Genomic DNA, 24,976 nt, shown 5'->3' with positions numbered 1-24,976 from the left:
GGTTTTCGAACCACGGACCGTCACGGATCATGAGCCAACCGCGCATCCATTACCGCAGCGATTACCGCCCCTCCCCTTTCCTGATCAACGCTGTTGATCTGGTTTTCGACCTGCGCGATGACGATGTGCGGGTGGAGTCGCGGCTGATGGTCTGTCGCAATCCGGCAGCCGACCCCGGCCAGCCCTTGGTGCTCGACGGCAGTTCCGAGCTGCTGTCGGTGGCACTGGATGGCGAACCGCTGCCGGTGACGGCCTACGCCCTGGATGACGAAACCCTGACCATCCGTGACGTACCCGACAGTTTCACGCTGGAAGTGGTGACCCGTGTCGATCCGTACGCCAACACTTCGCTGATGGGGCTGTACGCCAGCCGGGGCAACCTGTTTACCCAGTGCGAACCGGAAGGTTTCCGCAAGATCACCTATTACCTTGACCGTCCGGACGTGATGGCCAAGTTCTCCACCACCATCGTGGCCGACCGCCAGCGCTTTCCGGTGTTGCTCTCCAACGGCAACCGTGTCGGCGAAGGACAGACTGACCGCCGCCGCCACTGGGTCAAGTGGGTCGACCCCTATCGCAAGCCGTCCTACCTGTTTGCCCTGGTAGCGGCCAAGCTGACCTGCCTGAGCGACAGCTTCACCACCCGTAGCGGGCGCCAGGTGGCACTGGAAATCTGGGTCGAGCCGCAGGACATCGACAAGTCGCAGCACGCCATGACATCGCTCAAGAAGGCCATGGCATGGGATGAAACCCGCTTCGGGCTGGAGTACGACCTCGACACCTTCATGGTGGTGGCTGTCAGCGACTTCAACATGGGCGCGATGGAGAACAAGGGCCTCAACATCTTCAACACCAGATACGTGCTGGCCAGCCGCGCCACGGCCACCGATGCCGATTTCGACGCCATCGAATCGGTCATCGGCCACGAATACTTCCACAACTGGACCGGCAACCGCGTCACCTGCCGCGACTGGTTCCAGCTCAGCCTCAAGGAAGGGCTGACGGTGTTCCGGGACCAGGAATTCTCTGCCGACATGGGCAGCCGCGCGGTCAAGCGCATCGAGGACGTCAAGGCCCTGCGCGCCATGCAGTTCCCCGAAGACGCCGGCCCGATGGCGCATCCGATACGGCCCGAGTCGTATATCGAGATGAACAATTTCTACACCATGACGGTGTATGAAAAAGGCGCCGAAGTCGTCCGCATGTACCACACCTTGCTGGGCGAGGAAGGCTTCCAGAAAGGCATGCGCCTGTACGTCAAGCGCCATGATGGCCAGGCTGCCACCTGTGACGATTTCCGGGCAGCCATGGCCGATGCCAACGGCGTCGACCTGACCCGGTTCGGCCGCTGGTACACCCAGGCCGGCACGCCGCATCTGGCAGTCAGCGCCCAGTATTCCGAGCTTGGCCAGACCCTGACGCTGACCGTCCGGCAGACCACGCCGCCGACTCCCGGCCAGCCTGACAAGCAGCCGCTGCACATCCCGCTGGCCATCGGCCTGCTGGCACCGGACGGTCGCGAGCTGCCACTGACACTGGCGCACGACAACGAGCCGGGTCCGACCCGCCGGGTGCTGTCACTCACGGAAGCCGAGCAGCATTTCACCTTCGTCGGCATCGAAGCCCGGCCAGTGCCCTCCCTGCTGCGCGGTTTTTCCGCACCGGTGCGTCTTGACTATCCCTACACGGATGCCGAACTGGCGTTCCTGCTGGCAAACGACCCGGACGATTTTGCCCGCTGGGAAGCCGGCCAGACGCTGGCCGGCCGTGTGCTGCGTACGCTGTACGCCGCCGATGCTGCCGGGGAAGCACTTGAGGTACCGGACGAATTCATCGCTGCCTGGTCTGCGGTACTGGGGGATCACTCGCTGGACCCGGCCTTTGTCGCCCTGGCGCTGACCCTGCCCGGCGAAACCGAATTGCTGGAAACGCTGGAAGAAGTCGATCCGGTCCGCCTCGTGCGGGTTCGGGAACTCGTGCGGCGCGAGCTGGGCCGCCGCCTGCGTTCGGACTGGCTGGCCGTGTACGAAGCCTGCTCCCGGACGGAGTTCAGCCATCAGGACAAGGGCTGGCGCGCGTTGAAGCAGCTCAGTCTTGCCTGTCTGGTTGCGGCCGGTGAAGCTACCGCTGTCGCACTGGCCCGCCAGCAAGTAGCCGGCGCGGACAACATGACCGACCAGATCGGCGCCCTGGTAGCCCTGCGGGACCTGGCTGCGCCAGAGCGCGAAGCGGCCTTCTCGGAATTCGGCCTGCGCTGGCAGGATGACGCGCTGGTGATGGACAAGTGGTTTGCCCTGCAAGCGGCCGCCAGCCGGGAAGACACGCTGGAGGTGGTACAGGGGCTGATGCAGCACCCGGCCTTTGCCTTGTCCAACCCCAACAAGGTGCGGGCCCTGCTGGGCAGCTTCGGACGCAATCTGGCGGTTTTCCACCGTGCCGACGGTGCCGGTTATGCCTTGATGGCCGATCAGGTTCTGGCCGTGGATGCCATCAATCCGCAAGTGGCGGCCCGGCTGGTGACGGCATTCAACCGCTGGCGCAAGGTTGATCCCGCCCGGCGGGAGCTGATGCAGGCGGCCTTGCAGCGCATTGCCGCCGCGCCGGACCTGTCGAAGGACGTATACGAAATCGTGTCAAAAAGCCTGGCGCTGGATGACTGATCGTTCCGGCATGCGCGCCATGGAAAAGGCCCGGGAATCCCGGGCCTTTGCAGTCGTGCCGGTACGGCCGGAAGGCTTATTCGGCCGGGCGTTCGAACACCTGCATCAGGGTCAGCATTTCCGGCAGGTTGGAGAGCTTGATCTTGCCCTGCATGAAGGCCATTTCCGGGCGGACTTCGTTGCGTTCAATGGCGAGATAATCGCTGCCGGTGGCTTCAACCAGGCATTTGGCTTCGCCGACCAGCCCGGTGGATACCGTGCACTGGCCGTTTTCAATCACTACGGTCCACTCACCGCCGGGTTCACCCGACAGCTTGAAATGAAAACAGCTCGACAGGCCAGCGGCACGATCGGCTTTCAGGCGGGCCGGCATCCCGGCAAACAGTTCTTCGAGGGTCGCGGGCAAGGCCATGGACATCTCCAGGGAGTCAGTATCAAACGAGTGTTTGATACTAGCGAGTTAATGCGGCCCTAGCAAGCCATCGGCATATGTCGCGTCTGCCGCTTGGCCTGCATGTCCAACAGCAGGACAATACCGCGCACAAACACGAGCCCCACACAAAACCAATGATTCATCACGGGATTACACAATGACATTCAAGGCGAACGACTCGCTGACCGAGCAAATCGCCCGCTTTCTGGGCAAACGCATCATCCTGGGAGAAATGACCGCCGGAGAGCGCATCCAGGAACTGCGCATTGCGGCCGAACTCGACGTCAGCCGCGGTTCGGTCCGCGAGGCCCTGCTGATTCTGGAGCGTCGGCACCTAGTCACGATCTATCCGCGCCGGGGGGCCGTGGTATCGGCCCTGGATGCCGATGCCGCCGATGAGTTCTTCGAACTCTGGTTTGCACTGGTCGAGCAGGTACTGGTGGCCTTCTGCCACAGCTGGCACAGCGAGGAACTGGCCCCGTTCTTCGACATCGGCACCCGTCTGGCACAGGCCCAGCAGCAAGAAGACCTGCCGGCTTACTACGACAGCGCCATCGAGCTACTGGAAAAGCTCTACCCGCTGGGACGCAACCGCTACCTGCAGCAAACGCTGGACGATCTGCTGCCCCTGACCCAGCGCTGCTTCTATGCCGTCCTCCACAGCGGGAAAACCCAGATGGCCAAGACCAGCGAGCTGGTCGAGGCCACGCTGCAGGCCATTACGGCCCGGGACGAAAACCGGGTGCGCTCGGCAATTGCCGACTTTGCATCGACCTACCGGCGCATCCTGCGCGAGGCACTCAGTTAATTTCGTTTTACCGGCTATCCTTTAGCCATGGTGTTTGATGGCCCTGACCGTTGTGCTTGATTAATGGACAATATCCTTTCGCAGTTTGCCCTGTTCCAGAACTGGTCGCCGACCGACCTTGATGAACTGTTGCGCCAGGGAGAACTGGTTACTTTCGAACCGGACGAACTGGTGTGCGAACAGAATACCGTACACAGTGACGTATTTTTCCTGATCCAGGGACTGATGAATGCCACCATGCAGACCGGAGAAGGCACACGGCCGTTTGCCTTTGGCTACATCAAGGCCGGCAGCTGCATCGGACTGCCTGCCCTTGCAGGCCAGACCTTGCTGAATGCCACGGTACATGCCGTCTATCCTTCGCAGTGCTGGAAAATCTCCACGGACCTGCTGGAGGCCGCCATGGACCGGCATCCCCAGGCCTGGAAAACCTGCGCCCAGCAGATCGCCCTCGGAGTAGCCCACCTGCTGGACTACATCGAAATGCTGGCGCAGCCGGACGGCTATACCAAGCTGCGCCGGTTGCTGGAAAAAATGGACGAGATGGCCCGCGAATGTCCGGCCTTTCCGCCGGCCCCCATTACCCAGCGCGATCTCGGAGAGCGCATCGGCCTGTCACGTGAGATGGTCAACCGCATGATGCGGGCACTGCGGCAGGGGGGATACATAGAGGTGGATGAGTTCGGCCGCATCCGGGTGACCAAACCCCTTCCCAGGCGCTTCTAGCCCGGACAAAAAACCCCGCCTTCAACCACAGCGGGGTTTTCTACAGATGCATGACTAGCGCCGGCGCCGGCCAGTCGCCGCGGGACGCGCCAGATAGACCGTGACTTCCTCGCGATCATGGTAGAGCTGCTTGACCTGCAAGGTGTACGCCAGACCTGCCGCCAGCATGCGTGCGTCAATGCGCTCCAGCGCATCCGACAGCGCCTCGGCACGCTTCTTCATCGGCAGCTTCAGGTTGAACACGGCCTGCCGCGCCGAACCCTCGGCCAGCCAGTCAGCCATGAGTTCGGCCACACGCCCCGGACGTTCCACCATGTCGCAAACCAGCCAGTCGACCGGATGGGGCGGGCGAAAGCGAAAACCGTCCTGCCGCAGATGCTTGACCAACGGATGACCGTCACACGATCCCTTCATCGGCCCGTTGTCCACGGCATAGACCTTGATGCCGCGCCGCAGCAGCTGCCATGTCCAGCCACCCGGTGCCGCACCCAAGTCCACGGCCGTCATGCCGGGCTTGAGCTTGTCCTGCTGGCCCTGCTCACCCAGGAACACCTCGAACGCTTCGGCAAGCTTGAGCGTGGAGCGGCTGGGCGCATCGGTAGGCATGCGCAGGCGCAGGATTCCCAGTGGCCACGGCGCTCCCCACTGCGGTTCGCTGACCGATACCAGTACCCGGGATTTTGACGGAAAAAACAGTTGCAGCCGGGTGGAGGCATCCTGGCCCAGCCTGCCGGCAGCGGCCAGCTTCTCTTCCAGAAGCGGCTGGAACTTGCGGGCAAAGCCTGACATGGCCTTGCCGTCATTGGTATCCGGCCACTCCAGCCAGACCGAGGTAAAGGTCATGGCCTTCTGGCCCACGACGTCCAGGATGGGAGTCAGACGATCCCGGTCTCCCAGCGGAATGTCCGCGATGACCCGCGACAGGGTGCGTGAAAAGGCCAGGTCACGCCAGCCAAACGGGGTCAGTGGCGCATCGGACTGCAAAAGCACGAAGCCTTCGCCGGTTTCGACAGGTTTGAGCTCCAGACCGCGACGCTCCAGCGCCACGGTCCGGGCCTCTTGCTGTGCATCGCGCTCGAAGCCAGGCCGGGTTTGCAGAAGAAAAACGACAGACATGAAAAAGCCTCATTCAACAATGAGGCTTTGTATGGGCAAACCGGAAAGCTGTCAATCGTCAGGGCAGCAGCTGGACCCAGAGATCGCTCTGTTTGCCGGCAACGGCGCTGGAGTAGCAGTCACTGTCGACGGTATAAAGGTTTCCGTTATTGACCCCAGCCTGCACCGTACCCGTGCCGGGCACGCCATCGTCCATCAGCCTGTCCAGCTGGCAGACATATTTGGCATCCGTGTTGGCACCGTCCAGATCCAGCATCAGCTTGCCATTGACGGCATAAACACCCCACGTTGCGCCCAACGGGCTTTTCAGTTCTTGCGGCGACAAAATGCCTGAGCCGGTCAGGTCAGCCCGAAACTGCGTGGTGTTGTAATTGGCCGGATTATCGCCAGCCAAACGGGCGTTACCATTCAGGCCCAGTCCGGGATAAAACCCGTTGCGCTCATAATAAATATTGAACGCTGTCTGGATTTTCATGATCTGCGTTTGCAGGCTCTTGGTCTTGGCACTGTCGATCAGGTCCTTGCCCTTGAACCCCATCCCGATGATCAGGCCAATCACTACCAGCACGATGGACAGTTCGATCAAGGTAAAGCCCGACTGGTTTTTCATGACACGCCCCCCATTTGAAAATGACAAATGATTATCCATCATTCCATGGGCCGGACATGAAAAAAGCCACCCGGAGGTGGCTTGCTGTGGCTGGCGGACAACGTCCACCGGCATCTTTACAAGGATGCCGGGATCAGGCCATGCCCTTTTCCTTCAGCAGCGCCAGCATGGTAGTGCCGATTTCAGCCGGGCTGCGGGTGTAGCGGATGCCAGCCTTTTCAAAGGCAGCAAACTTTTCTTCGGCCGTACCCTTGCCACCGGAAATGATGGCACCGGCGTGGCCCATGCGCTTGCCTTTCGGCGCAGTTACGCCAGCGATGTAGCCCACGATCGGCTTGGTGACGTAGGACTTGGCAAACTCGGCTGCTTCTTCTTCGGCAGTACCACCGATTTCACCGATCATCACGATGGCGTCGGTGTCCGGATCGTCCTGGAACAGCTTCAGGGCATCAATGTGGCTGGTGCCCGGGATCGGGTCGCCGCCAATGCCGATGCAGGTGGACTGGCCCAGACCCAGCACGGTGGTCTGCGCCACGGCTTCGTAGGTCAGGGTACCGGAACGCGACACGATGCCGATGCGGCCCGGCTTGTGGATGTGTCCCGGCATGATGCCGATCTTGCACTCGCCCGGGGTGATGATGCCGGGGCAGTTCGGGCCGATCAGGCGGGCACCGGACTCCTCGACATAACGCTTCACCTTCAGCATGTCGAGGGTCGGCACGCCTTCGGTAATGGTGACGATCAGCTTCACGCCGGCATCGACGGCTTCGATGACCGAATCCAGCACGAACGGTGCCGGCACGTAGATCACCGAGGCGTCGGCGCGGGTTTCGCGCACGGCATCCTTCATGGTATTGAACACCGGCAGGCCGAGGTGTTCGCTGCCACCCTTGCCCGGGGTCACGCCACCGACAACCTTGGTGCCGTAGGCCAGTGCCTGTTCAGAGTGGAAAGTGCCGTTCTTGCCGGTAAAGCCCTGCACCAGCACACGGGTGTCTTTGTTGACCAAAACGCTCATGGTTGACTCCTGTATTCGGTACGTGGATCAGGCGCCAACAGCGGCGACGATCTTTTCGGCGGCATCGTTCAGGCCCTGGGCCGAAGTCAGCTTGAGGCCGGATTCTTCCAGCAGCCTGGCACCCAGTTCGGCATTGTTGCCTTCCAGACGCACCACCACCGGCACGGTGACATTCACTTCCTTGACGGCAGCAATGATGGCCTCGGCGATCATGTCGCAGCGCACGATGCCGCCGAAGATGTTGATCAGCACGCCCTTGACCGACGGGTCAGCCAGGATCAGCTTGAACGCTTCAACCACGCGCTCCTTGGTGGCACCACCGCCTACGTCAAGGAAGTTGGCCGGTTGACCACCCTTGAGCTTGATGATGTCCATGGTGGCCATCGCCAGACCGGCACCGTTCACCATGCAGCCGATGTTGCCTTCCAGCGCCACGTAGTTGAGGTCGAATTCGGAAGCCTTCAGCTCGCGCTCGTTTTCCTGCGACTTGTCACGCAGGGCAGCCACGGCCGGCAGGCGGTAGAGGGCATTGGAGTCGATGCCGACCTTGGCATCCACGCAGGCCAGTGCACCGTTGGCACGTACGGCCAGCGGGTTGATTTCGAAGAGGGCGAAATCGTTTTCGACGAAGGCGCGATAAGCGCCAGTCATCAGCTTGACGAATTCGTTGACCTGCTTGTCCTTGAGGCCCAGCGCGAAAGCGACTTCACGGGCCTGGAACGGCAGCAGGCCGACCAGCGGATCGACGGTTACCTTGAGGATTTTTTCCGGCGTGTTGTGCGCCACTTCCTCGATTTCCACACCGCCTTCGGTCGAAGCCATGAAAGTCACGCGGCGGGTGGAGCGGTCCACGACAGCACCGAGGTACAGTTCGCGTTCGACCGGGTACATGTCCTCGCACACCAGGACGCTGTTGACCGGCTGGCCGTTGGCATCGGTCTGGTAGGTCACCAGGTTCTTGCCGATCAGGGTCGCGGCGACATCAGCGGCTTCTTCGCGGCTCTTGACAACTTTGACGCCACCGGCCTTGCCACGGCCGCCGGCATGCACCTGGGCCTTGACAACAGCAAACTTGCCGCCGAGCTGGTCGAATGCCGCTGCTGCCTCGTCGGCGTTGGAGGCCAGAATGCCCTGTTGCACCGGCAGGCCGTATTTGGCCAGCAGCTCCTTGGCTTGGTATTCGTGCAGGTTCATGGTTTCTCTCTCTTTTTGGGAGGGGGTGGTGCGGAATCTGCCGGCCAGGAACAGCCTTGGATTCCGCTATCGGTATTGTCTTGGTCAGGTCAGCCGTGCAGGGCGCGCTTGTCAGCCGCCAGACAGGCTTCGTGCAGCACTTCGGACAGCGACGGATGCGCATGCACGATGCGGGCAATGTCTTCGCTCGATGCGGCAAACTCCATCGCCACCACGGCTTCGGCAATCAGCTCGGACGCAAACGGGCCGATGATGTGCACCCCGAGAATGCGGTCGGTTTTGGCGCAGGCCAGCACCTTGACGGTTCCTTGGGCCATGCCCAGTCCCAGCGCCCGGCCGTTGGCGGCAAAACCCGACGTGCCTTTCTTGTACTCGATGCCTTCGGCCTTGAGCTGCTCTTCGGTCTTGCCGACCCAGGCGATTTCCGGACTGGTGTAGATCACCCACGGGATCATGCCGAAGTCGATATGCGGCTTTTGTCCGGCAATGCGCTCGGCCACGGCCACGCCTTCTTCGCTGGCCTTGTGCGCCAGCATCGGGCCACGCACCACGTCACCGATGGCCCAGACGTTCGGCAGGTTGGCATGGCAGTTGTCGTCCACCACCACAAAACCACGCTCGTCAACTTGCAGTCCGACGTTTTCGGCACCCAGACCGTCGGTGTTCGGCACGCGGCCGATCGACACGATCAGGCGGTCGAATTCGGCCACTTTCTGCTCGCCGCCGACCTCATAGGCCACCGACACGCTGTCGTCAGCCACCTTGATGTCACCGATCTTCACACCCAGCTGGATGTCCAGCCCGGTCTGCTTGGTCAGGTACTTGAATGCCTCTTTGGCGATCTGCTGGTCGGCAGCAGCCAGGAAGGCCGGCATGGCCTCCAGCACGGTGACCTCGGCTCCCAGCCGCTTCCACACACTGCCCATTTCCAGACCGATGACGCCGGAACCAATGACGCCCAGACGCTGCGGTACACCGGTCATGGCCAGCGCGCCGGCGTTGTCGAGCACCACGCGGTTGTCAATGGCGACACCCGGCAGCGGACGCGGACGGGAACCGGTGGCGATGATGACGTGGGTGGCTTCCAGCGTATCGACCACGGCACCGTTGTCGGTCACTTCAATGACCCATTTTTCGTTCTGGCGCGCCTTGAGCGTTGCCAGGCCGTGGATGTTGGCCACCTTGTTTTTCTTGAACAGGAAGGCGATGCCGGCGGCGTTCTTGCCGATGATGCCTTCCTTGCGCTTGAGCATCGTGCCTACATCCATGCTGGCACCATTCACGCTGATGCCGTGGGCAGCAAAGTCATGCTGCACGGCATGGAGGTTTTCACTCGACTGCAACAGCGCCTTGGACGGAATGCAGCCGACGTTCAGGCATGTGCCCCCGAGGCTCGGCTGGCCTTCGGGGTTTTTGAAACTGTCCACGCAAGCGGTATTGAAACCCAGCTGGGCAGCACGAATGGCAGCTACATAACCGCCGGGACCGCCACCGATCACGACGACGTCGAATTGTTGACTCATGGTTTCCCCTTGAGTAACGGTCACACCCGCATGGACAGCGCAACCAGCATTACCCCGAATCCGGCGAACAGCAGGGCAACGACGATGGCGCCAAAATTGACGAACCAGTCACTCTTGCGGCCGCGCTTCCAGCCAATGACGCGCAGGGCGATGATGACGATGCCGGCCAGGACAAAGGCCAGACCGTAGAGCAGGTTTTCGTTCATGTGCGGGGCTTTCCGTAGGCAGGCGGGACGACAGTGCGCCCCGCCTCTAAAAAGCTCGCAGTTTACAGGTCCAGCAGCAGGCGTGCCGGGTCTTCGATGGCTTCCTTGATTGCCACCAGGCTCAGTACGGCTTCACGGCCGTCGATGATGCGGTGGTCGTAGGACTGGGCCAGATACATCATCGGACGCACCACCACCTGGCCGTTTTCGACCACGGCACGTTCCTTGGTGGCATGCATGCCGAGGATGGCCGACTGCGGCGGGTTGATGATCGGGGTCGACATCATCGAGCCGAAAGTACCGCCGTTGGAAATGGTGTAGGTGCCGCCGGTGAGCTCTTCCATGCCGAGCTTGCCTTCCTGGGCGCGCTTGCCGAAGTCGGCAATCTGGCGCTCGATCTCGGCCAGCGACAGCTGGTCGGCATTGCGGATGATCGGCACAACCAGACCACGCGGGCTGCCCACGGCCACACCGATGTCAAAGTAACCGTGGTAGACGATGTCATTGCCGTCCACCGAGGCATTCACCACCGGGTACTTCTTCAAGGCATGCACCACGGCCTTGACGAAGAAGCCCATGAAGCCGAGCTTGACGCCGTGGGCCTTCTCGAAGCGGTCCTTGTACTGGTTGCGCAGTTCCATCACCGGCTTCATGTTGACTTCGTTGAAGGTGGTGAGGATGGCATTCTGGGCCTGGCTTTGCAGCAGGCGTTCGGCCACGCGCTGACGCAGGCGGCTCATCGGTACGCGCTGTTCCGGACGCTCCCCCAGCAGCGACGACACATCCACCGGGCCCGGCATGGCAGCCGGACGGGCCGGTGCCGGGGCAGCAGCCTTGGGCTGGCTGGCAGCCTTGAGGATGTCTTCCTTCAGGATGCGGCCGTCACGACCGGAACCGGCTACCGAACCGGCATCCACGCCGGTTTCGGCTGCCAGCTTCCTGGCGGCAGGCATCACGGCAGCGGCAGACTGGGCTGCCACAGCCACTTCGGCCACCGGCTGGGCAGCAGCCGGAGCACTGGCACCGGCCACGGCAGCCGTATCGATAAGGGCAATCAGCTGGCCGCTGACCACGGTGGCACCATCCTGTTCCACCAGTTCGACCAGCACGCCGGCCTGCGGAGCCGGCAGCTCCAGCACCACCTTGTCGGTTTCCAGGTCAATCAGGTTTTCGTCACGGCTCACGGATTCGCCGGGTTTCTTGTGCCAGTTCACCAGCGTCGCTTCGGACACCGATTCCGGCAGTTGCGGGACTTTGACTTCGATCAGCATAGTGTGGACTCCATTGCGCGGGCGGGGCCCCGCCTCGTTGTTCTGCATCCTGCCCGCGCCTTGCACGGGCAGGTGTCTCCCCATCAGATGAACTGGTTAACCAAGGGTCATGGCTTCTTCGAGGAAAGCCTTGAGCTGGGCGACATGCTTGCTCATGTAACCGACTGCCGGCGAGGCCGACGACGGACGGCCGGCAAACAGCAGCGTCTGCTTCGGTGCCAGCTGGCGCTCGAGGCGGTGACGGATCTGGTACCACGCGCCCTGGTTCTTCGGCTCTTCCTGCACCCACATCAGCTCGCGGGCATTGGTGTACTGCGCCAGTTCGGCGGCCAGCTGCTCGGTCGGGAACGGATACAGCTGCTCGACACGCACGATGGCGATGTCCTGGATGTCACGTTCGCGACGGGCATTGAGGAGATCGTAATACACCTGACCGGCACACAGAACGACGCGCTTGACCTTTTTGGCATCCAGCGCCTCGATTTCACCAATGACCGGCTTGAAACCGCCCGAGGTGAAGTCGGCCAGCGGGCTCATCGATTCCTTGTAGCGCAGCAGGCGCTTGCTCATCGGGATGATCAGCGGTTTGCGGTACGGACGCAGCATCTGGCGGCGCAGCACATGGAACATCTGCGCGGCCGTCGACGGCATCACGACCTGGACGTTGTGTTCGGCACACAGTTGCAGGTAACGCTCGACCCGGGCCGAGGAGTGCTCCGGTCCCTGGCCGTCGTAGCCGTGCGGCAGGATCATGGTCAGGCCGCACAGGCGACCCCACTTGGTTTCACCCGAGACGATGAACTGGTCGATGGCAACCTGGGCACCGTTGGCGAAGTCACCGAACTGGGCTTCCCAGATGGTGAGTTCCTTCGGCGACGAGCAGGCATAGCCGTATTCGTAGGCCAGCACGGCTTCCTCGTTCAGGATCGAGTCGATCACGAGGAATTCGGCCTGGTTGTCCGACAGGTTGCGCAGCGGCACGTAGGCACCGGCATCCCAGCGTTCGCGGTTCTGGTCATGCAATACCGAGTGGCGATGGCTGAAGGTGCCACGACCGGAGTCTTCACCGGAAAGGCGCACGCCGTAGCCGGATTCGACCAGCGAGGCATAGGCCAGCGTTTCGGCCATGCCCCAGTCGACAGCCTGGTTGCCGGCCGCCATTTCGCGGCGGGCCGCCAGGAGCTTCGATACCGTCGGGTGCAGCTTGAAGCCTTCGGGCACCGTGGTCAGCTTGTCGGCCAGACGCTGGAGGTCGGCCGTCGGCAGCGTGGTATCGGTCGGATGCGCCCAGTGGGTGCCGATGTACGGGGTCCAGTCGAGCTTGAATTCGCGGGTGTAGTTGGACAGCACGGTCTGCTCGACATGCTCGCCCTTGTCGAGGGCGGCGCGATAGGCCGAAATCAGGCTGTCGGCTTCGCTGGCATCAATGCTGCCTTCCTGCACCAGACGTTCGACGTAGCGGGCGCGCACGCCGGGATGCTGGACAATCTTCTTGTACATCATCGGCTGCGTCAGCATCGGATCGTCGCCTTCGTTGTGCCCCAGCTTGCGGAAGCACACCATGTCGACCACGACGTCTTTCTTGAACTGCATGCGGAATTCCAGTGCCGCCTGCATGACAAAGCACACGGCCTCCGGATCGTCACCGTTGACGTGGAAAATCGGCGCATCGACCATCTTGGCGATGTCGGTGGCGTACATGCTCGAGCGCATGTCGCGGGTGTCCGAGGTGGTAAAGCCGATCTGGTTGTTGACCACGAAGTGGAGGGTACCGCCGGTGCCGTAGCCACGGGTGCCAGACAGGTTGAAGGTGCCCTGGTTGACGCCCAAGCCGCCGAAGGCGGCATCGCCGTGGATCAGCACCGGCACCACTTCTCGGCGCTCGGTGTCGCGGCGGCGCTGCTGGCGCGCACGCACCGAGCCTTCCACCACCGGATTGACGATTTCAAGGTGCGACGGGTTGAACGCCAGCGACACGTGCATCGGACCGTTCTGGGTCGGAATGTCGCTGGAGTAACCCATGTGGTACTTCACGTCGCCGGACGGCAGCTCGACGGCCGGACGGCCTTCGAATTCGGAGAACAGGTCGCGCGGCAGCTTGCCCAGGGTGTTGACCAGTACGTTGAGGCGGCCGCGGTGGGCCATGCCGACGATCAGTTCCTTGACGCCGAAGCCGGTGGCGTTCTGGATCAGGTGATCCAGCGCGGCAATCATCGATTCGCCGCCTTCCAGCGAGAAACGCTTCTGGCCGACGTATTTGGTATGCAGGTAGCGTTCCAGCGTTTCGGCAGCAGTGACCTGCTTGAGGATGCTGCGTTTTTTCGCTGCGTCATAACACGGGGTCGAACGGCTGCCTTCGAAATAGTTCTGCACCCAGCGCTTTTGCTTGCTGTCGATGATGTGCATGTACTCAAGGCCGATGTTGCCGCAGTAGGTCTGCTTGAGCGTGCCGAGGATTTCGGACAGGGAGCCGGAAGCCAGACCGACGAAGGAACCGGTATTGAAGACCTGGGCCATGTCGGTATCGGTCAGGCCATGATAGGCCGGGTCCAGTTCGGGTACCGGCTGGGTATCCATGCGCTTGAGCGGGTCCAGCGTGGCCCAGCGGCTGCCAAGCACGCGATAGGCGCTGATCAGCTTGAGCACGGCCACCTGCTTCTGCATGGCTTCCCAGGTAGCTTCGGACGGCTTGTTGACGAACACGCGCGGCGTCTTGGCCAGCTGGATGAACGATTCCTGGATCGGCTGGTGCGGCACGTCGCGGGTGGCACCGCCGGTCTGTTGCAGTTTGTCGAAATATTCGCGCCACTCGGCAGAAACCGTCGCCGGATCGTCGAGGTATTGCTCGTACAGCTCTTCGATGAACGGCGCATTTCCGCCGAACAGATAGGAATGGCTGATAGCAGCTTGCATCATGATGTAGCAACCCTTCTTGGTGTTGTCTGTGTGCGGCTAAGTGTTGAGGACTGGACTCCTGCCCGGCAGGACTGCCCACACCACAGCACTCTTGGCGGTGCTTGCCGGAAAAACCCGGCGGACTGCCGCCGGGTTTCACAAAGCGCCGGATCAGGTCCGGTCGCTGATCTGCACGTAGTCGCGGCGCGGCGATCCGGTGTAAAGCTGGCGCGGGCGACCGATCTTCATGGCCGGATCGGAGATCATTTCGGCCCAGTGGCTGATCCAGCCCACGGTGCGCGACAGGGCGAAGATCGGCGTGAACATCGACACCGGGATGCCGATGGCCGACAGCACGATGCCGGAATAGAAGTCGACGTTCGGGTACAGCTTGCGCTCGATGAAGTACGGGTCTTCCAGGGCGATCTTTTCCAGCGCCATGGCCAGCTTGAACTTCGGATCGTTGTGCAGGCCCAGTTCGTTCAGCACTTCGTCGCAGGTCTGCTTCATGATCGCAGCACGCGGGTCCATGTTCTTGTAGACACGGTGGCCGAAGCCCATCAGCTTGTGGGTCTTGTCCTTGACGCCCTGCATGAAGGCCGGCACGTTTTCAACCGAACCGATTTCGTCGAGCATTTTCAGCACGGCTTCGTTGGCGCCGCCGTGCGACGGGCCCCACAGGCAGGCGATGCCGGCGGCGATGCAGGCAAACGGGTTGGCACCGGAGGAACCGGCCAGACGCACGGTCGAGGTCGAAGCGTTCTGCTCGTGGTCGGCGTGCAGGATGAAGATGCGGTCCAGCGCACGGGCCAGCACCGGGTTGACCTTGTACTCTTCGCACGGGGTCGAGAACATCATGTGCAGGAAGTTCTCGGCATAGGTCAGACCGTTTTTCGGGTAGCTGAACGGCAGGCCCTTGTTGTAGCGGTAAGCCTGGGCTGCAATGTTGGCGATCTTGGCGATCAGGCGGTGTGCCGACACTTCGCGGTGGTGCGGATCGGTGATGTCGAGCGAATCGTGATAGAAGGCCGACAGGGCGCCCACGACACCGACCATCACTGCCATCGGGTGCGCGTCACGGCGGAAACCCTTGAAGATGGTGAACATCTGGTCGTTGATCATGTTGTGACGCAGGATCTTGCGGTCGAATTCACGCTTTTGCTCGGCTGTCGGCAGTTCGCCGTTCAGGAGCAGGTAGCAGGATTCCAGATAGTCGGAATGCTCGGCCAGCTGTTCGATCGGATAGCCGCGATAGTAGAGCTTGCCTTCGTCGCCATCGATGAAGGTGATCCTGGATTCGCAGCTGGCAGTCGCCAGGAAACCCGGGTCAAAGGTGAACATGCCGGTCTTGGCAAACGGGCGGATGTCGACCACGTCCGGGCCGAGGGTGCCGGACATCACCGGCAGCTCGACACTCTGGCTGTCGCTGATACTCAGGGTTACTTTGCGGTTGTTTTCCATAGTACTCATCCCTCTGTATGAACTTTATTGTCACCGGTACGCCAGCCCTGTCGTACCGGCTCTCCTTTTACACTGCGCGCAGCATGTCGACGAGCGGCTGCAGGGCCGGATCGTCGACATCACGCTTGCCGTTGACGATTTCGAGAAACTCGGTGTCGATCAGTTCAAGAAGCCGGACATAGGCATCCATCTCCTCGTCACCCAGCGTATCGAAATGCCGGTCCAGGAACCGGGTCAGGACCAGGTCCATCTCCAGCAGGCCCCGGCGCGAATGCCAGCGGATGCGCTGACGTGCGGCCCGATCGTAACGGCTGTCCATCATCAGATCGCCCGGATGGCCATCATGCCCTTGATGCTGTCGATCGCCTTGGCCGGATTCAGGCCCTTCGGACAGACGTCGGTGCAGTTCATGATGGTGTGGCAACGGAACAGGCGATACGGATCGTTGAGGTTGTCCAGACGCTCGCTGGTGGCTTCGTCACGACTGTCGATGATGAAGCGGTAGGCAGCCAGCAGGCCGGCCGGACCGACATACTTGTCCGGATTCCACCAGAACGACGGGCAGGAAGTCGAGCAGCAGGCGCACAGGATGCACTCGTACAGGCCGTCAAGCTTTTCACGGTCTTCCGGCGACTGGTAACGCTCACGGTCAGGTGCTGGCGTGTCGTTGATCAGGTACGGCTTGATCGAGTGGTACTGCTTGAAGAACTGGGTCATGTCCACGATCAGGTCGCGGATGACCGGCAGGCCCGGCAACGGACGCAGGGTGATCGGCTGCTTGAGGCTGCGCAGGTCGGTGATGCATGCCAGACCGTTGCGGCCGTTGATGTTCATCGCGTCGGAGCCGCAGATGCCTTCACGGCAGGAGCGGCGGAACGACAGGCTGTCGTCGACGGCCTTGAGCTTGACCAGTGCATCCAGCAGTTTCACGTCGGTCGAATCGACTTCGACTTCGATGTCCTGCATGTACGGCTTGTCGTCTTTTTCCGGGTTGTAGCGGTAGAGCGAGAAACGCATTTTTTCCATGACTCGTCTCCTTAGTAAACGCGTTTCTGCGGCTTGATGTAGTCAACGGACAAGGGCTGGGTATGCACAGCCTTGTAGGTGAGCTGGCGACCTTCACGGTGGAACAGGGTATGTTTCATCCAGTGTTCGTCGTCGCGGTCCGGGTAATCATCACGGGCATGGGCACCGCGCGATTCCTTGCGGGCTTCGGCCGAGATCAGGGTTGCCAGGGCCACTTCGATCAGGTTGTCGAGTTCCAGCGCTTCGGTACGGGCAGTGTTCCAGGTCTTGGACTTGTCCTTGATCTGGGTACGCTTGGCTTTTTCTGCCACGTCCTGGATCTGCTTGACGCCTTCGGCCAGCACGTCCTGGGTACGGAACACGCCGGCGTGGCGCTGCACTACCTGCTGCATTTCGCGACGGACATCATCGACCTCGACACCACCGGTCTGGGTTTCGATGCGGTTGACGCGGGCCAGGGAATAGTCGGCGGCGTTGGCCGGCAGCGGCTTGAGCTCCGGACGTTCGTTCTTGATGAACTCGATCATGCTCACGCCGGCCGACTTGCCGAATACCACGAGGTCAAGCAGCGAGTTGGTGCCGAGGCGGTTGGCACCGTGCACCGAGGCACAGGCACATTCGCCGGCTGCATAGAAACCGTTGACGCGGGCCTCATCGTTGCCGTCCTTCGGTGCCACGACTTCGCCCTTGTAGTTGGTCGGAATGCCGCCCATCTGGTAGTGGCAGGTCGGCACGACCGGAATCGGTTCCTTGACCGGGTCGACGCCGGCGAACTTGATGGCGATTTCGCGGATGCCGGGCAGGCGCTTGTTGATGACCTCCGGCCCGAGATGATGCAGGTCAAGGAGCACGTGATCCTTGTTCTTGCCACAGCCACGGCCTTCGTAGATTTCCACGGCCATGGCACGAGACACCACGTCACGCGACGCCAGATCCTTGGCGTTCGGGGCATAGCGCTCCATGAAGCGCTCGCCGTTGCAGTTGAGCAGGATGCCGCCCTCACCACGCACGCCTTCGGTGATCAGCACGCCGGCACCGGCCACGCCGGTCGGGTGGAACTGCCAGAATTCCATGTCCTCCAGCGGGATGCCGGCACGGGCCGTCATGCCCAGGCCGTCGCCGGTATTGATGAAGGCATTGGTCGAAGCGGCAAAGATGCGGCCGGCACCACCGGTGGCAAACAGCACGGCCTTGGCGTGGAACACGACGATGTCGCCGGTTTCCATTTCCAGCGCCGTCACGCCGACCACGTCACCGTCTTCGTCACGGATCAGGTCCAGTGCCATCCATTCGACAAAGAACTGGGTCTTGGCACGGACGTTGCGCTGGTACAGGGTATGCAGCATGGCGTGACCGGTACGGTCAGCCACGGCACAGGCACGTTGCACCGGCGTCTTGCCGAAGTCGGCCATGTGGCCACCAAACGGACGCTGGTAAATCTTGCCGTCTTCCAGACGGTCAAACGGCATGCCGAAGTGTTCAAGCTCGATCACGGCTTCGGGCGCCTTGCGGCACATGAATTCGATGGCGTCCTGATCACCCAGCCAGTCCGACCCCTTCACGGTGTCGTACATGTGCCAGTCCCAGCGGTCTTCCTGCACGTTGCCAAGGCTGGCAGAAATGCCCCCCTGGGCGGCAACGGTGTGCGAACGGGTCGGGAACACCTTGGACAGGACGGCAGTCTTCAGACCGGCCTCGGAGAGTTGCAGCGCGGCACGCAGGCCCGCACCACCGGCGCCTACGATTACGGCGTCAAAACGACGGACAGGTACGGACATTACTTGATACCCCACACGACGACGAACGAGTAAACCAGACAGCCCACCAGCCACACGGCCGTCAGCGCATGCAAGGCAAGGCGCAGGCCGTCGGGCTTGATGTAATCCATCCACAGGTCACGGATGCCCACCCACAGGTGCCAGACAACGGCAATGAACGTGATCTGCGTGATGACCTGGACCCAGGTCAGGGAAAAGAGGGCTTGCCAGCCTTCATAACTGGACGGCATGGCCAGCAGCATCAGCACTATCAGCACGGTGTAGACCAGCATGACGGCAGCGGTCATGCGCTGGACGATCCAGTCCTTGACGCCATAGCCGGCGCCGACAACGATTCGCTTGTTGCTCACCACAGTATCCCTCCGATGACAACGGTCAGGGCGATGCTGACCACGAGCACGGCCTTGGCCGAAGCACGGGCGGCTTCGAGCGACTGGCCCTTGTGCATATCAAACATGAGGAAGCGGATGCCTGCACAGAAGTGGTGCAGGAAAGCCCACAAGAGACCCAGCAGGATCAACTTCATGAGCGGGAAAGCCACCACGGCGCGATACGCCTCGAAATCCGCCTCGGAACTCAAAGACCCCTGAAGGAGGTAAATGAGCAAAGGCAGGGCAAGGAACAGGGCAACACCACTGATCCGGTGCAAAATCGACACCTTGGCCATAATGGGCAGGGAGATTTTGCCAAGATCAAGGTGCTTGGGTCGTTTCTTCTGCATTAGGAGCTTCCTTGTGAAACAAGACACCTTCGACACAAAACCAACGGACAATCCGTTTTTGGCTGCAACGCATCCCACAAACCTCATGGGTCAGTCGGACGATTCGAACCCATCGCGGCGATAAACCGGCAATCGGCAACTCAATAGTCTATCAAAATCGACATATGCATAGGACATCGGAAAGATAAAGCTTTTCTATTGCCCTTATCGCTTAAGGTCAAACTGCCAGGCCCAATGCCGGCTGCGCACCAGACGCTGCCGCCACTCGACCACTTCACCATCGACGGTCACACCCAGACGCACGACCGACAACAGCTCCTCATCCGGTTCCACACCCAGCAAGACCGCCTCTTCACGCCCGCAGCGCACCGCGCGGAACTGCCAGCCCGTCGCACGGACACGGACGGCATACTGCCGTTCCAGCAACACGTACACCCCGCCGCCGGCCAGCCGCACCCGGCGGGCATCCAGCTCGGCAAACCGCTCGACCGGCAACAACACGTCGTCCAGTGCAACCGCCTCGCCACGCACGCGCCACAACAGCCGCAGGTGATGCAACGGCATGCCGCGGCGCCCCCCCAGGGCCTGCGCCACATCATCCGGCGCCGTCATCCGGCTGACCGCAAGCAGCTCGGGTCTGGGCACATCCGGCAACTCGGCAAACTGGCCGGGACTCACCAGATGCGCCCGCCCCCATTCGCTTTCACCCGGTGCCACAAACGTGCCACGCCCCTGCTGCCGGTACAGCCAGCCCAGGGCAGTCAGCTCGCTGACCGCCTTGCGGACCGTTCCCTGACTCACGCCAAACTCGTCTGCCAGGTCCCACTCCGACGGCAAAACCGCATCCGTCGGCCATTCACCCGAGGCGATGCGCGCGATCAGCTTGCTTTTGATCTGCTCGTAAAGCGGCAGGTAATGGGGTTTTTTCGAGGACATTGGCAAGCGTTATACCGCCCCCGGCCCGATCCGTCCATGCATGTCTTATATAAGATATAAAAATTATTTTTCATCCGGCAAAGCAGCAGAGCCGGCCAGTGCAAAAGCATAAATGACCGTGATACACTGCCCGGCGCACACATTTGCTGCATCGCAAACCCGGCACATGCCTCGACCGGGTTGCAGCGGGATTCCCCGCCCCTCTAACAAAGGAGAGCCTCATCCATGAACGCCCCCGTACGTGTCGCCGTGACCGGTGCTGCCGGCCAGATCGGTTACAGCCTGTTGTTCCGCATTGCCTCGGGTGAAATGCTGGGCCAGAACCAGCCGGTCATCCTGCAACTCCTCGATCTGCCGCAGGCCCAGAACGCCGTCAAGGGCGTGATGATGGAACTGGAAGACTGCGCGTTCCCGCTGCTGGCGGGCATGGTGGCAACAGACGACCCGAACGTGGCCTTCAAGGATGCCGACATCTGCCTGCTGGTGGGTGCCCGTCCGCGCAGCAAGGGCATGGAGCGCGCCGACCTGCTGGAAGCCAATGGCGCCATCTTCACCGTCCAGGGCAAGGCCATCGCCGAAAACGCCAAGGAAGACGTCAAGGTACTGGTCGTGGGCAACCCGGCCAACACCAACGCCTACATCGCCCGCAAGGCAGCTGAAAAGGTCGGTCGCACCAACCCGGCCAACTACACCGCCATGCTGCGCCTTGACCACAACCGCGCCCTGTCCCAGCTCGCTGCCAAGACCGGCAAGGCTGTCGCGTCCATCGAAAACATGGCCGTGTGGGGCAACCACAGCCCGACCATGTACGCCGATTATCGCTTCGCCACCGTCAACGGCGAATCGGTCAAGTCCATGATCAATGACGAAGCCTGGAACCGCGACGTGTTCCTGCCTACCGTCGGCAAGCGCGGCGCTGCCATCATCGAAGCCCGCGGCCTGTCGTCCGCCGCTTCGGCTGCCAATGCCGCCATCGACCACATCCGTGACTGGGTGCTGGGTACCAACGGCAAGTGGGTGACCATGGGCATTCCGTCCGACGGCTCCTACGGCATCCCGGAAGGCGTGACCTACGGCTTCCCGGTAACCTGCAAGGACGGCAAGTACGAAATCGTCCAGGGTCTCGAAATCGACGAATTCAGCCGCGCCTGCATGAACAAGACGCTGGCCGAACTCGAAGAAGAGCGCCAGGGCGTCGCCCACCTGCTTGGCTGATTGCCTGTCATGTCTTTGCGCGCCGCCAATCGCGGCGCGCTTTGTTTTGACCCGTCCTTGCCTATATATAGGCATACGCTTATATTTGGCGTTTTCCGCAAACAGGCAGCCTTGGGTATACTCGCCCGTTTGCCGACCCAGACGTTCACACCTTCACCATGCTCGAAGCCGAAGTTCTCAACCAGATCGACAACCAGCTCGCCGACCTTGGCAGCCGCACCGCGGACATCCGTCAATACCTCGACTATGACGGCAAGAAGGATCGTCTGGAGGAAGTCAGCCGCCTGGTCGAAGACCCGACCATCTGGGAAGATCCCAAGCGCGCCCAGGAACTCGGCCGCGAAAAAAAGGCGCTGGAAGACGTCGTGCTGGTCATCGACAGCATCCTCTCCACCCTCGCCGACAGTCGTGAACTGTTCGACATGGGACGTGCCGAAGAGGACGACGATACCGTTCTGGCCGTCCGGGACGACCTTGCCGGTGTCGAAACCCGGCTCGAAATGCTGGAATTCCGCCGCATGTTCTCCAACCCGATGGACCCGAACAGCTGCTTCGTCGACATCCAGTCCGGAGCAGGCGGTACCGAAGCCCAGGACTGGGCCTCGATGCTGGAGCGCATGTACCTGCGCTACTGCGAACGCAAGAATTTCAAGGTCGAAGTCATCGAAGAATCCGAAGGTGAAGTCGCCGGCATCAAAAGCGCCACCCTCAAGGTCGAAGGCGAATACGCCTATGGCTTCCTGCGCACCGAAACCGGCGTGCACCGGCTCGTGCGCAACAGCCCGTTCGACAGCAACAACCGCCGCCAGACCTCGTTTGCCAGCGTGTTCGTCTACCCGGAAGTGGACGACAGCATCGAAATCGACATCAACCCGGCCGACCTGCGCATCGACACCTACCGTGCAAGCGGTGCCGGTGGCCAGCACATCAACAAGACCGACTCGGCCGTGCGCATCACCCACTTGCCGACCAACATCGTCGTGCAGTGCCAGAACGACCGCTCGCAGCACAAGAACCGTGCCGAAGCCATGTCCATGCTGAAAGCCCGCCTCTTCGAACTCGAGCTGCGCAAGCGCAACGAGGAAAAGCAGGCACTGGAAGACACCAAGACCGACGTGGGCTGGGGCCACCAGATCCGCTCCTATGTATTCGACCAGTCCCGCGTCAAGGACCTGCGCACACTGGTCGAAGTCGGCAACGTCAAGGGTGTCATGGATGGCGACCTCGACGGCTTCATCGAAGCCAGCCTTAAACAGGGCGTCTGACGGCGCCCCCGCACAGAATCACAATGTGGGCCGCGCTGACGCCAGACGTCGCGCGGCCGATTTTTTATACACCGGGTCAATGTCGTTCCCGGTCAGCCAGGAGAGAAACCCACCATGTCCGAACAAGACATCACGAGCCAGCCCGCGCAGGATGAAAACCAGATCATGGCCGAGCGTCGCCAGAAGCTCACCGAGATCCGGACCAGCAAAGGCATCGCCTTCCCCAACGATTTCCGCCGCCAGCACTTGGCTGCCCCGCTGCACGCACAGTACGATGCCACCGACAAGGAAGCGCTCGAAGCCCAGCCGGTCGAAGTCGTCGTCGCCGGCCGCATGATGCTCAAGCGTGTGATGGGCAAGGCCAGCTTTGCCACGGTGCAGGACAGCTCGGGCCGCATCCAGTTCTACATCAGCCGCGACAAGGTGGGTGAAGATGTCTACGCGGACTTCAAGACCTGGGACATGGGTGACATTCTCGGCGCCAAAGGCACCCTGATGAAGACCAAGACCGGCGAACTGTCGGTCGAAGTGAGCGAGCTGCGCCTGCTCTCCAAGTCGCTGCGCCCGCTGCCTGACAAATTCCACGGTCTGGCTGACCAGGAACAGAAATACCGCCAGCGTTACGTTGACCTGATCATCAACCAGGACAGCCGTGACACCTTCATCAAGCGCTCGAAAATCGTACAGACCGTACGCGAAGTCATGGTGGGCGAAGACTACCTCGAAGTCGAAACCCCGATGATGCACCCGATCCCGGGTGGCGCTGCTGCCAAACCGTTCGTCACCCACCACAATGCCCTCGACATGCCGCTCTACCTGCGCATCGCACCGGAGCTGTACCTCAAGCGGCTGGTCGTGGGCGGACTGGAGCGCGTGTTCGAAATCAACCGCAACTTCCGCAACGAGGGGATGAGCACCCGCCACAACCCCGAGTTCACCATGATCGAGTTTTACGAGGCCTACTGCGGCTACGAGCGCATGATGGAGATGACCGAAAAGATCATCCGTCGCTGCGCTGAAGCAGCCTGCGGCACCACCAAGGTGACCTACAACGGCAAGGAAGTCGATCTGGGCAAGCCGTTTGATCGCTTTACCATCGTCGGTGCCATCAAGCACTACAACCCGCAATACACCGACGAACAGCTGGCCGACGAAGCCTGGCTCAAGAGCGAAATCAAGGCGCTGGGCGGCAAGCTGCCCCCGGCTCCGGGCATCGGCAGCCTGCAACTGGCCCTCTTTGAAGAATGCGCCGAAGGCAAGCTGTGGAATCCGACCTTCATCATCGACTACCCGGTTGAAGTCTCGCCGCTGGCACGCGGCTCGGATGCCGATCCGTCAATCACCGAGCGCTTCGAGCTCTTCATCGTCGGCCGCGAACATGCCAACGGCTATTCGGAGCTTAACGATCCGGAAGACCAGGCTGCCCGCTTCCGCTCGCAAGTCGAGCAAAAGGATGCCGGCGACGATGAGGCCATGCACTACGACGCCGACTATATCCGTGCCATGGAATACGGTCTGCCCCCGACCGGCGGCTGCGGCATCGGTATTGACCGTCTGGTCATGCTGCTGACCGATGCCCCGTCGATCCGCGATGTCATCCTGTTCCCGCACATGAGGCCTGAATAATGATGCGCAGGAATAACCCCGCACATCAATAGCCTGTAATCACTTTCAAAAACCCCCGATTTTTATCGGGGATTTTTTATATTCTTCTCTAGCATTGAAAGCACTGCTTGATCGGCACATAAAATCTGCAACACAAAAATAAACAGGAAAATATTAATTTAAAGTACAGCGATCATGCAGCAGAAATCCACAGCAGGCAGTCAAGCAAACTCATCAAAATTCCAATCAACTAAAAATAGTCACATGCAAATTCAAAAAAATATCAACACAACCAAGCAAAACATTACAAAAATACTAAACACATAAAACATCATGTTTCTACCATGCAAATAAAGCCCAACCATCAACATATACAACAACTACACCAATTAAATTAATAACACCCTCTAAAAAACACACAAAAAATTGCATACAATCCCTTCAGGATCAGATAATTACACCAAAACCAAGCAATTAAATTAATGATAATGTTTTGATTATTACGTTGC

22 protein-coding genes are annotated in these 24,976 nt (G+C 61.0%); 6 read left to right on the top strand and 16 right to left on the bottom strand.

The window, feature by feature from the left end; genetic code table 11:
• Positions 1 to 29 precede the first annotated feature (29 nt).
• Entirely contained in the window at positions 30 to 2,660 is a 2,631-nt protein-coding gene (gene pepN, locus G542_RS0110910; RefSeq protein ID WP_027824123.1) for an aminopeptidase N, read from the top strand.
• Positions 2,661 to 2,736: 76 nt separating this feature from the next.
• Here pepN and G542_RS0110905 read toward each other — a convergent pair whose 3' ends face one another.
• Complete coding sequence (locus tag G542_RS0110905) at positions 2,737 to 3,072, bottom strand: SCP2 sterol-binding domain-containing protein (protein ID WP_012697874.1); 336 nt, start codon at positions 3,070 to 3,072, stop codon at positions 2,737 to 2,739.
• Positions 3,073 to 3,250: 178 nt separating this feature from the next.
• On the opposite strand from G542_RS0110905, the gene G542_RS0110900 reads away from it, so the two are divergent.
• Both G542_RS0110900 and G542_RS0110895 read left to right on the top strand, forming a co-directional pair.
• Positions 3,251 to 3,901, top strand: a complete 651-nt coding sequence (locus tag G542_RS0110900) for a GntR family transcriptional regulator (RefSeq protein ID WP_027824121.1) — start codon at positions 3,251 to 3,253, stop codon at positions 3,899 to 3,901.
• Between the two features lie 63 nt (positions 3,902 to 3,964).
• A complete protein-coding gene (locus G542_RS0110895) occupies positions 3,965 to 4,627 on the top strand; it encodes a Crp/Fnr family transcriptional regulator (RefSeq protein ID WP_027824120.1) in 663 nt (220 codons plus the stop codon).
• Positions 4,628 to 4,681: 54 nt separating this feature from the next.
• Here the strand turns inward: G542_RS0110895 and rlmM are convergent, their stop codons facing one another.
• From rlmM to G542_RS0110820, 15 genes are all read right to left on the bottom strand, one after another.
• Positions 4,682 to 5,743: a 23S rRNA (cytidine(2498)-2'-O)-methyltransferase RlmM gene (gene rlmM / locus G542_RS0110890; RefSeq protein WP_027824119.1), complete on the bottom strand. Its 1,062-nt coding sequence runs from the start codon at positions 5,741 to 5,743 to the stop codon at positions 4,682 to 4,684.
• Positions 5,744 to 5,801: 58 nt separating this feature from the next.
• Positions 5,802 to 6,353 (bottom strand): type II secretion system protein, encoded by a 552-nt coding sequence (locus G542_RS0110885; protein ID WP_012697878.1) that lies wholly within the window; start codon positions 6,351 to 6,353, stop codon positions 5,802 to 5,804.
• Positions 6,354 to 6,486: 133 nt separating this feature from the next.
• Positions 6,487 to 7,371, bottom strand: a complete 885-nt coding sequence (sucD, locus tag G542_RS0110880; RefSeq protein ID WP_012697879.1) for a succinate--CoA ligase subunit alpha — start codon at positions 7,369 to 7,371, stop codon at positions 6,487 to 6,489.
• 27 nt (positions 7,372 to 7,398) lie between these two features.
• On the bottom strand, positions 7,399 to 8,565 hold the full coding sequence (sucC, locus tag G542_RS0110875) for an ADP-forming succinate--CoA ligase subunit beta (protein ID WP_012697880.1): 1,167 nt from the start codon (positions 8,563 to 8,565) through the stop codon (positions 7,399 to 7,401).
• Between the two features lie 89 nt (positions 8,566 to 8,654).
• Complete coding sequence (lpdA, locus tag G542_RS0110870; protein WP_012697881.1) at positions 8,655 to 10,088, bottom strand: dihydrolipoyl dehydrogenase; 1,434 nt, start codon at positions 10,086 to 10,088, stop codon at positions 8,655 to 8,657.
• A gap of 20 nt (positions 10,089 to 10,108) precedes the next feature.
• Positions 10,109 to 10,294 (bottom strand): hypothetical protein, encoded by a 186-nt coding sequence (locus G542_RS0110865; RefSeq protein WP_012697882.1) that lies wholly within the window; start codon positions 10,292 to 10,294, stop codon positions 10,109 to 10,111.
• A 62-nt stretch (positions 10,295 to 10,356) separates the two neighbouring features.
• Positions 10,357 to 11,565, bottom strand: coding sequence for a 2-oxoglutarate dehydrogenase complex dihydrolipoyllysine-residue succinyltransferase (gene odhB / locus G542_RS0110860; protein ID WP_027824118.1), 1,209 nt, complete (start codon positions 11,563 to 11,565; stop codon positions 10,357 to 10,359).
• A gap of 96 nt (positions 11,566 to 11,661) precedes the next feature.
• Positions 11,662 to 14,481: a 2-oxoglutarate dehydrogenase E1 component gene (locus tag G542_RS0110855; protein WP_027824117.1), complete on the bottom strand. Its 2,820-nt coding sequence runs from the start codon at positions 14,479 to 14,481 to the stop codon at positions 11,662 to 11,664.
• Between the two features lie 150 nt (positions 14,482 to 14,631).
• Positions 14,632 to 15,921: a citrate synthase gene (gltA, locus tag G542_RS0110850; RefSeq protein ID WP_012697885.1), complete on the bottom strand. Its 1,290-nt coding sequence runs from the start codon at positions 15,919 to 15,921 to the stop codon at positions 14,632 to 14,634.
• Positions 15,922 to 15,988: 67 nt separating this feature from the next.
• The gene (locus tag G542_RS0110845) at positions 15,989 to 16,243 is read right to left on the bottom strand and encodes an FAD assembly factor SdhE (protein WP_027824116.1); all 255 of its coding nucleotides are present in this window, start codon (positions 16,241 to 16,243) and stop codon (positions 15,989 to 15,991) included.
• Positions 16,243 to 16,947 carry a succinate dehydrogenase iron-sulfur subunit gene (locus G542_RS0110840; RefSeq protein ID WP_027824115.1) on the bottom strand — a complete coding sequence of 235 codons (705 nt, stop codon included), beginning with the start codon at positions 16,945 to 16,947 and terminating at the stop codon, positions 16,243 to 16,245. Before G542_RS0110840 ends, G542_RS0110845 begins: the two co-directional genes overlap by 1 nt.
• Before the next feature lie 11 nt (positions 16,948 to 16,958).
• Positions 16,959 to 18,725 (bottom strand): succinate dehydrogenase flavoprotein subunit, encoded by a 1,767-nt coding sequence (gene sdhA / locus G542_RS0110835; protein WP_012697887.1) that lies wholly within the window; start codon positions 18,723 to 18,725, stop codon positions 16,959 to 16,961.
• Positions 18,725 to 19,075 carry a succinate dehydrogenase, hydrophobic membrane anchor protein gene (sdhD, locus tag G542_RS0110830; protein WP_012697888.1) on the bottom strand — a complete coding sequence of 117 codons (351 nt, stop codon included), beginning with the start codon at positions 19,073 to 19,075 and terminating at the stop codon, positions 18,725 to 18,727. Before sdhD ends, sdhA begins: the two co-directional genes overlap by 1 nt.
• The gene (gene sdhC / locus G542_RS0110825; protein WP_012697889.1) at positions 19,072 to 19,446 is read right to left on the bottom strand and encodes a succinate dehydrogenase, cytochrome b556 subunit; all 375 of its coding nucleotides are present in this window, start codon (positions 19,444 to 19,446) and stop codon (positions 19,072 to 19,074) included. The genes sdhD and sdhC overlap by 4 nt, the downstream gene beginning before the upstream one ends.
• 204 nt (positions 19,447 to 19,650) lie before the next feature.
• On the bottom strand, positions 19,651 to 20,382 hold the full coding sequence (locus G542_RS0110820; protein ID WP_012697890.1) for a GntR family transcriptional regulator: 732 nt from the start codon (positions 20,380 to 20,382) through the stop codon (positions 19,651 to 19,653).
• 225 nt (positions 20,383 to 20,607) lie between these two features.
• Between G542_RS0110820 and G542_RS0110815 the strand changes: the two genes are divergently transcribed.
• From G542_RS0110815 to lysS, 3 genes are all read left to right on the top strand, one after another.
• Positions 20,608 to 21,597 (top strand): malate dehydrogenase, encoded by a 990-nt coding sequence (locus tag G542_RS0110815; RefSeq protein WP_012697891.1) that lies wholly within the window; start codon positions 20,608 to 20,610, stop codon positions 21,595 to 21,597.
• A gap of 158 nt (positions 21,598 to 21,755) precedes the next feature.
• Positions 21,756 to 22,862, top strand: a complete 1,107-nt coding sequence (gene prfB, locus G542_RS0110810) for a peptide chain release factor 2 (RefSeq protein ID WP_012697892.1) — start codon at positions 21,756 to 21,758, stop codon at positions 22,860 to 22,862.
• A 114-nt stretch (positions 22,863 to 22,976) separates the two neighbouring features.
• Complete coding sequence (gene lysS, locus G542_RS0110805) at positions 22,977 to 24,488, top strand: lysine--tRNA ligase (RefSeq protein WP_012697893.1); 1,512 nt, start codon at positions 22,977 to 22,979, stop codon at positions 24,486 to 24,488.
• Positions 24,489 to 24,976: the final 488 nt, after the last annotated feature.

The organism is Laribacter hongkongensis DSM 14985 (genome assembly GCF_000423285.1).
GTDB lineage: Bacteria > Pseudomonadota > Gammaproteobacteria > Burkholderiales > Aquaspirillaceae > Laribacter > Laribacter hongkongensis.
This window is presented reverse-complemented; position numbering and strand designations above follow the sequence as displayed.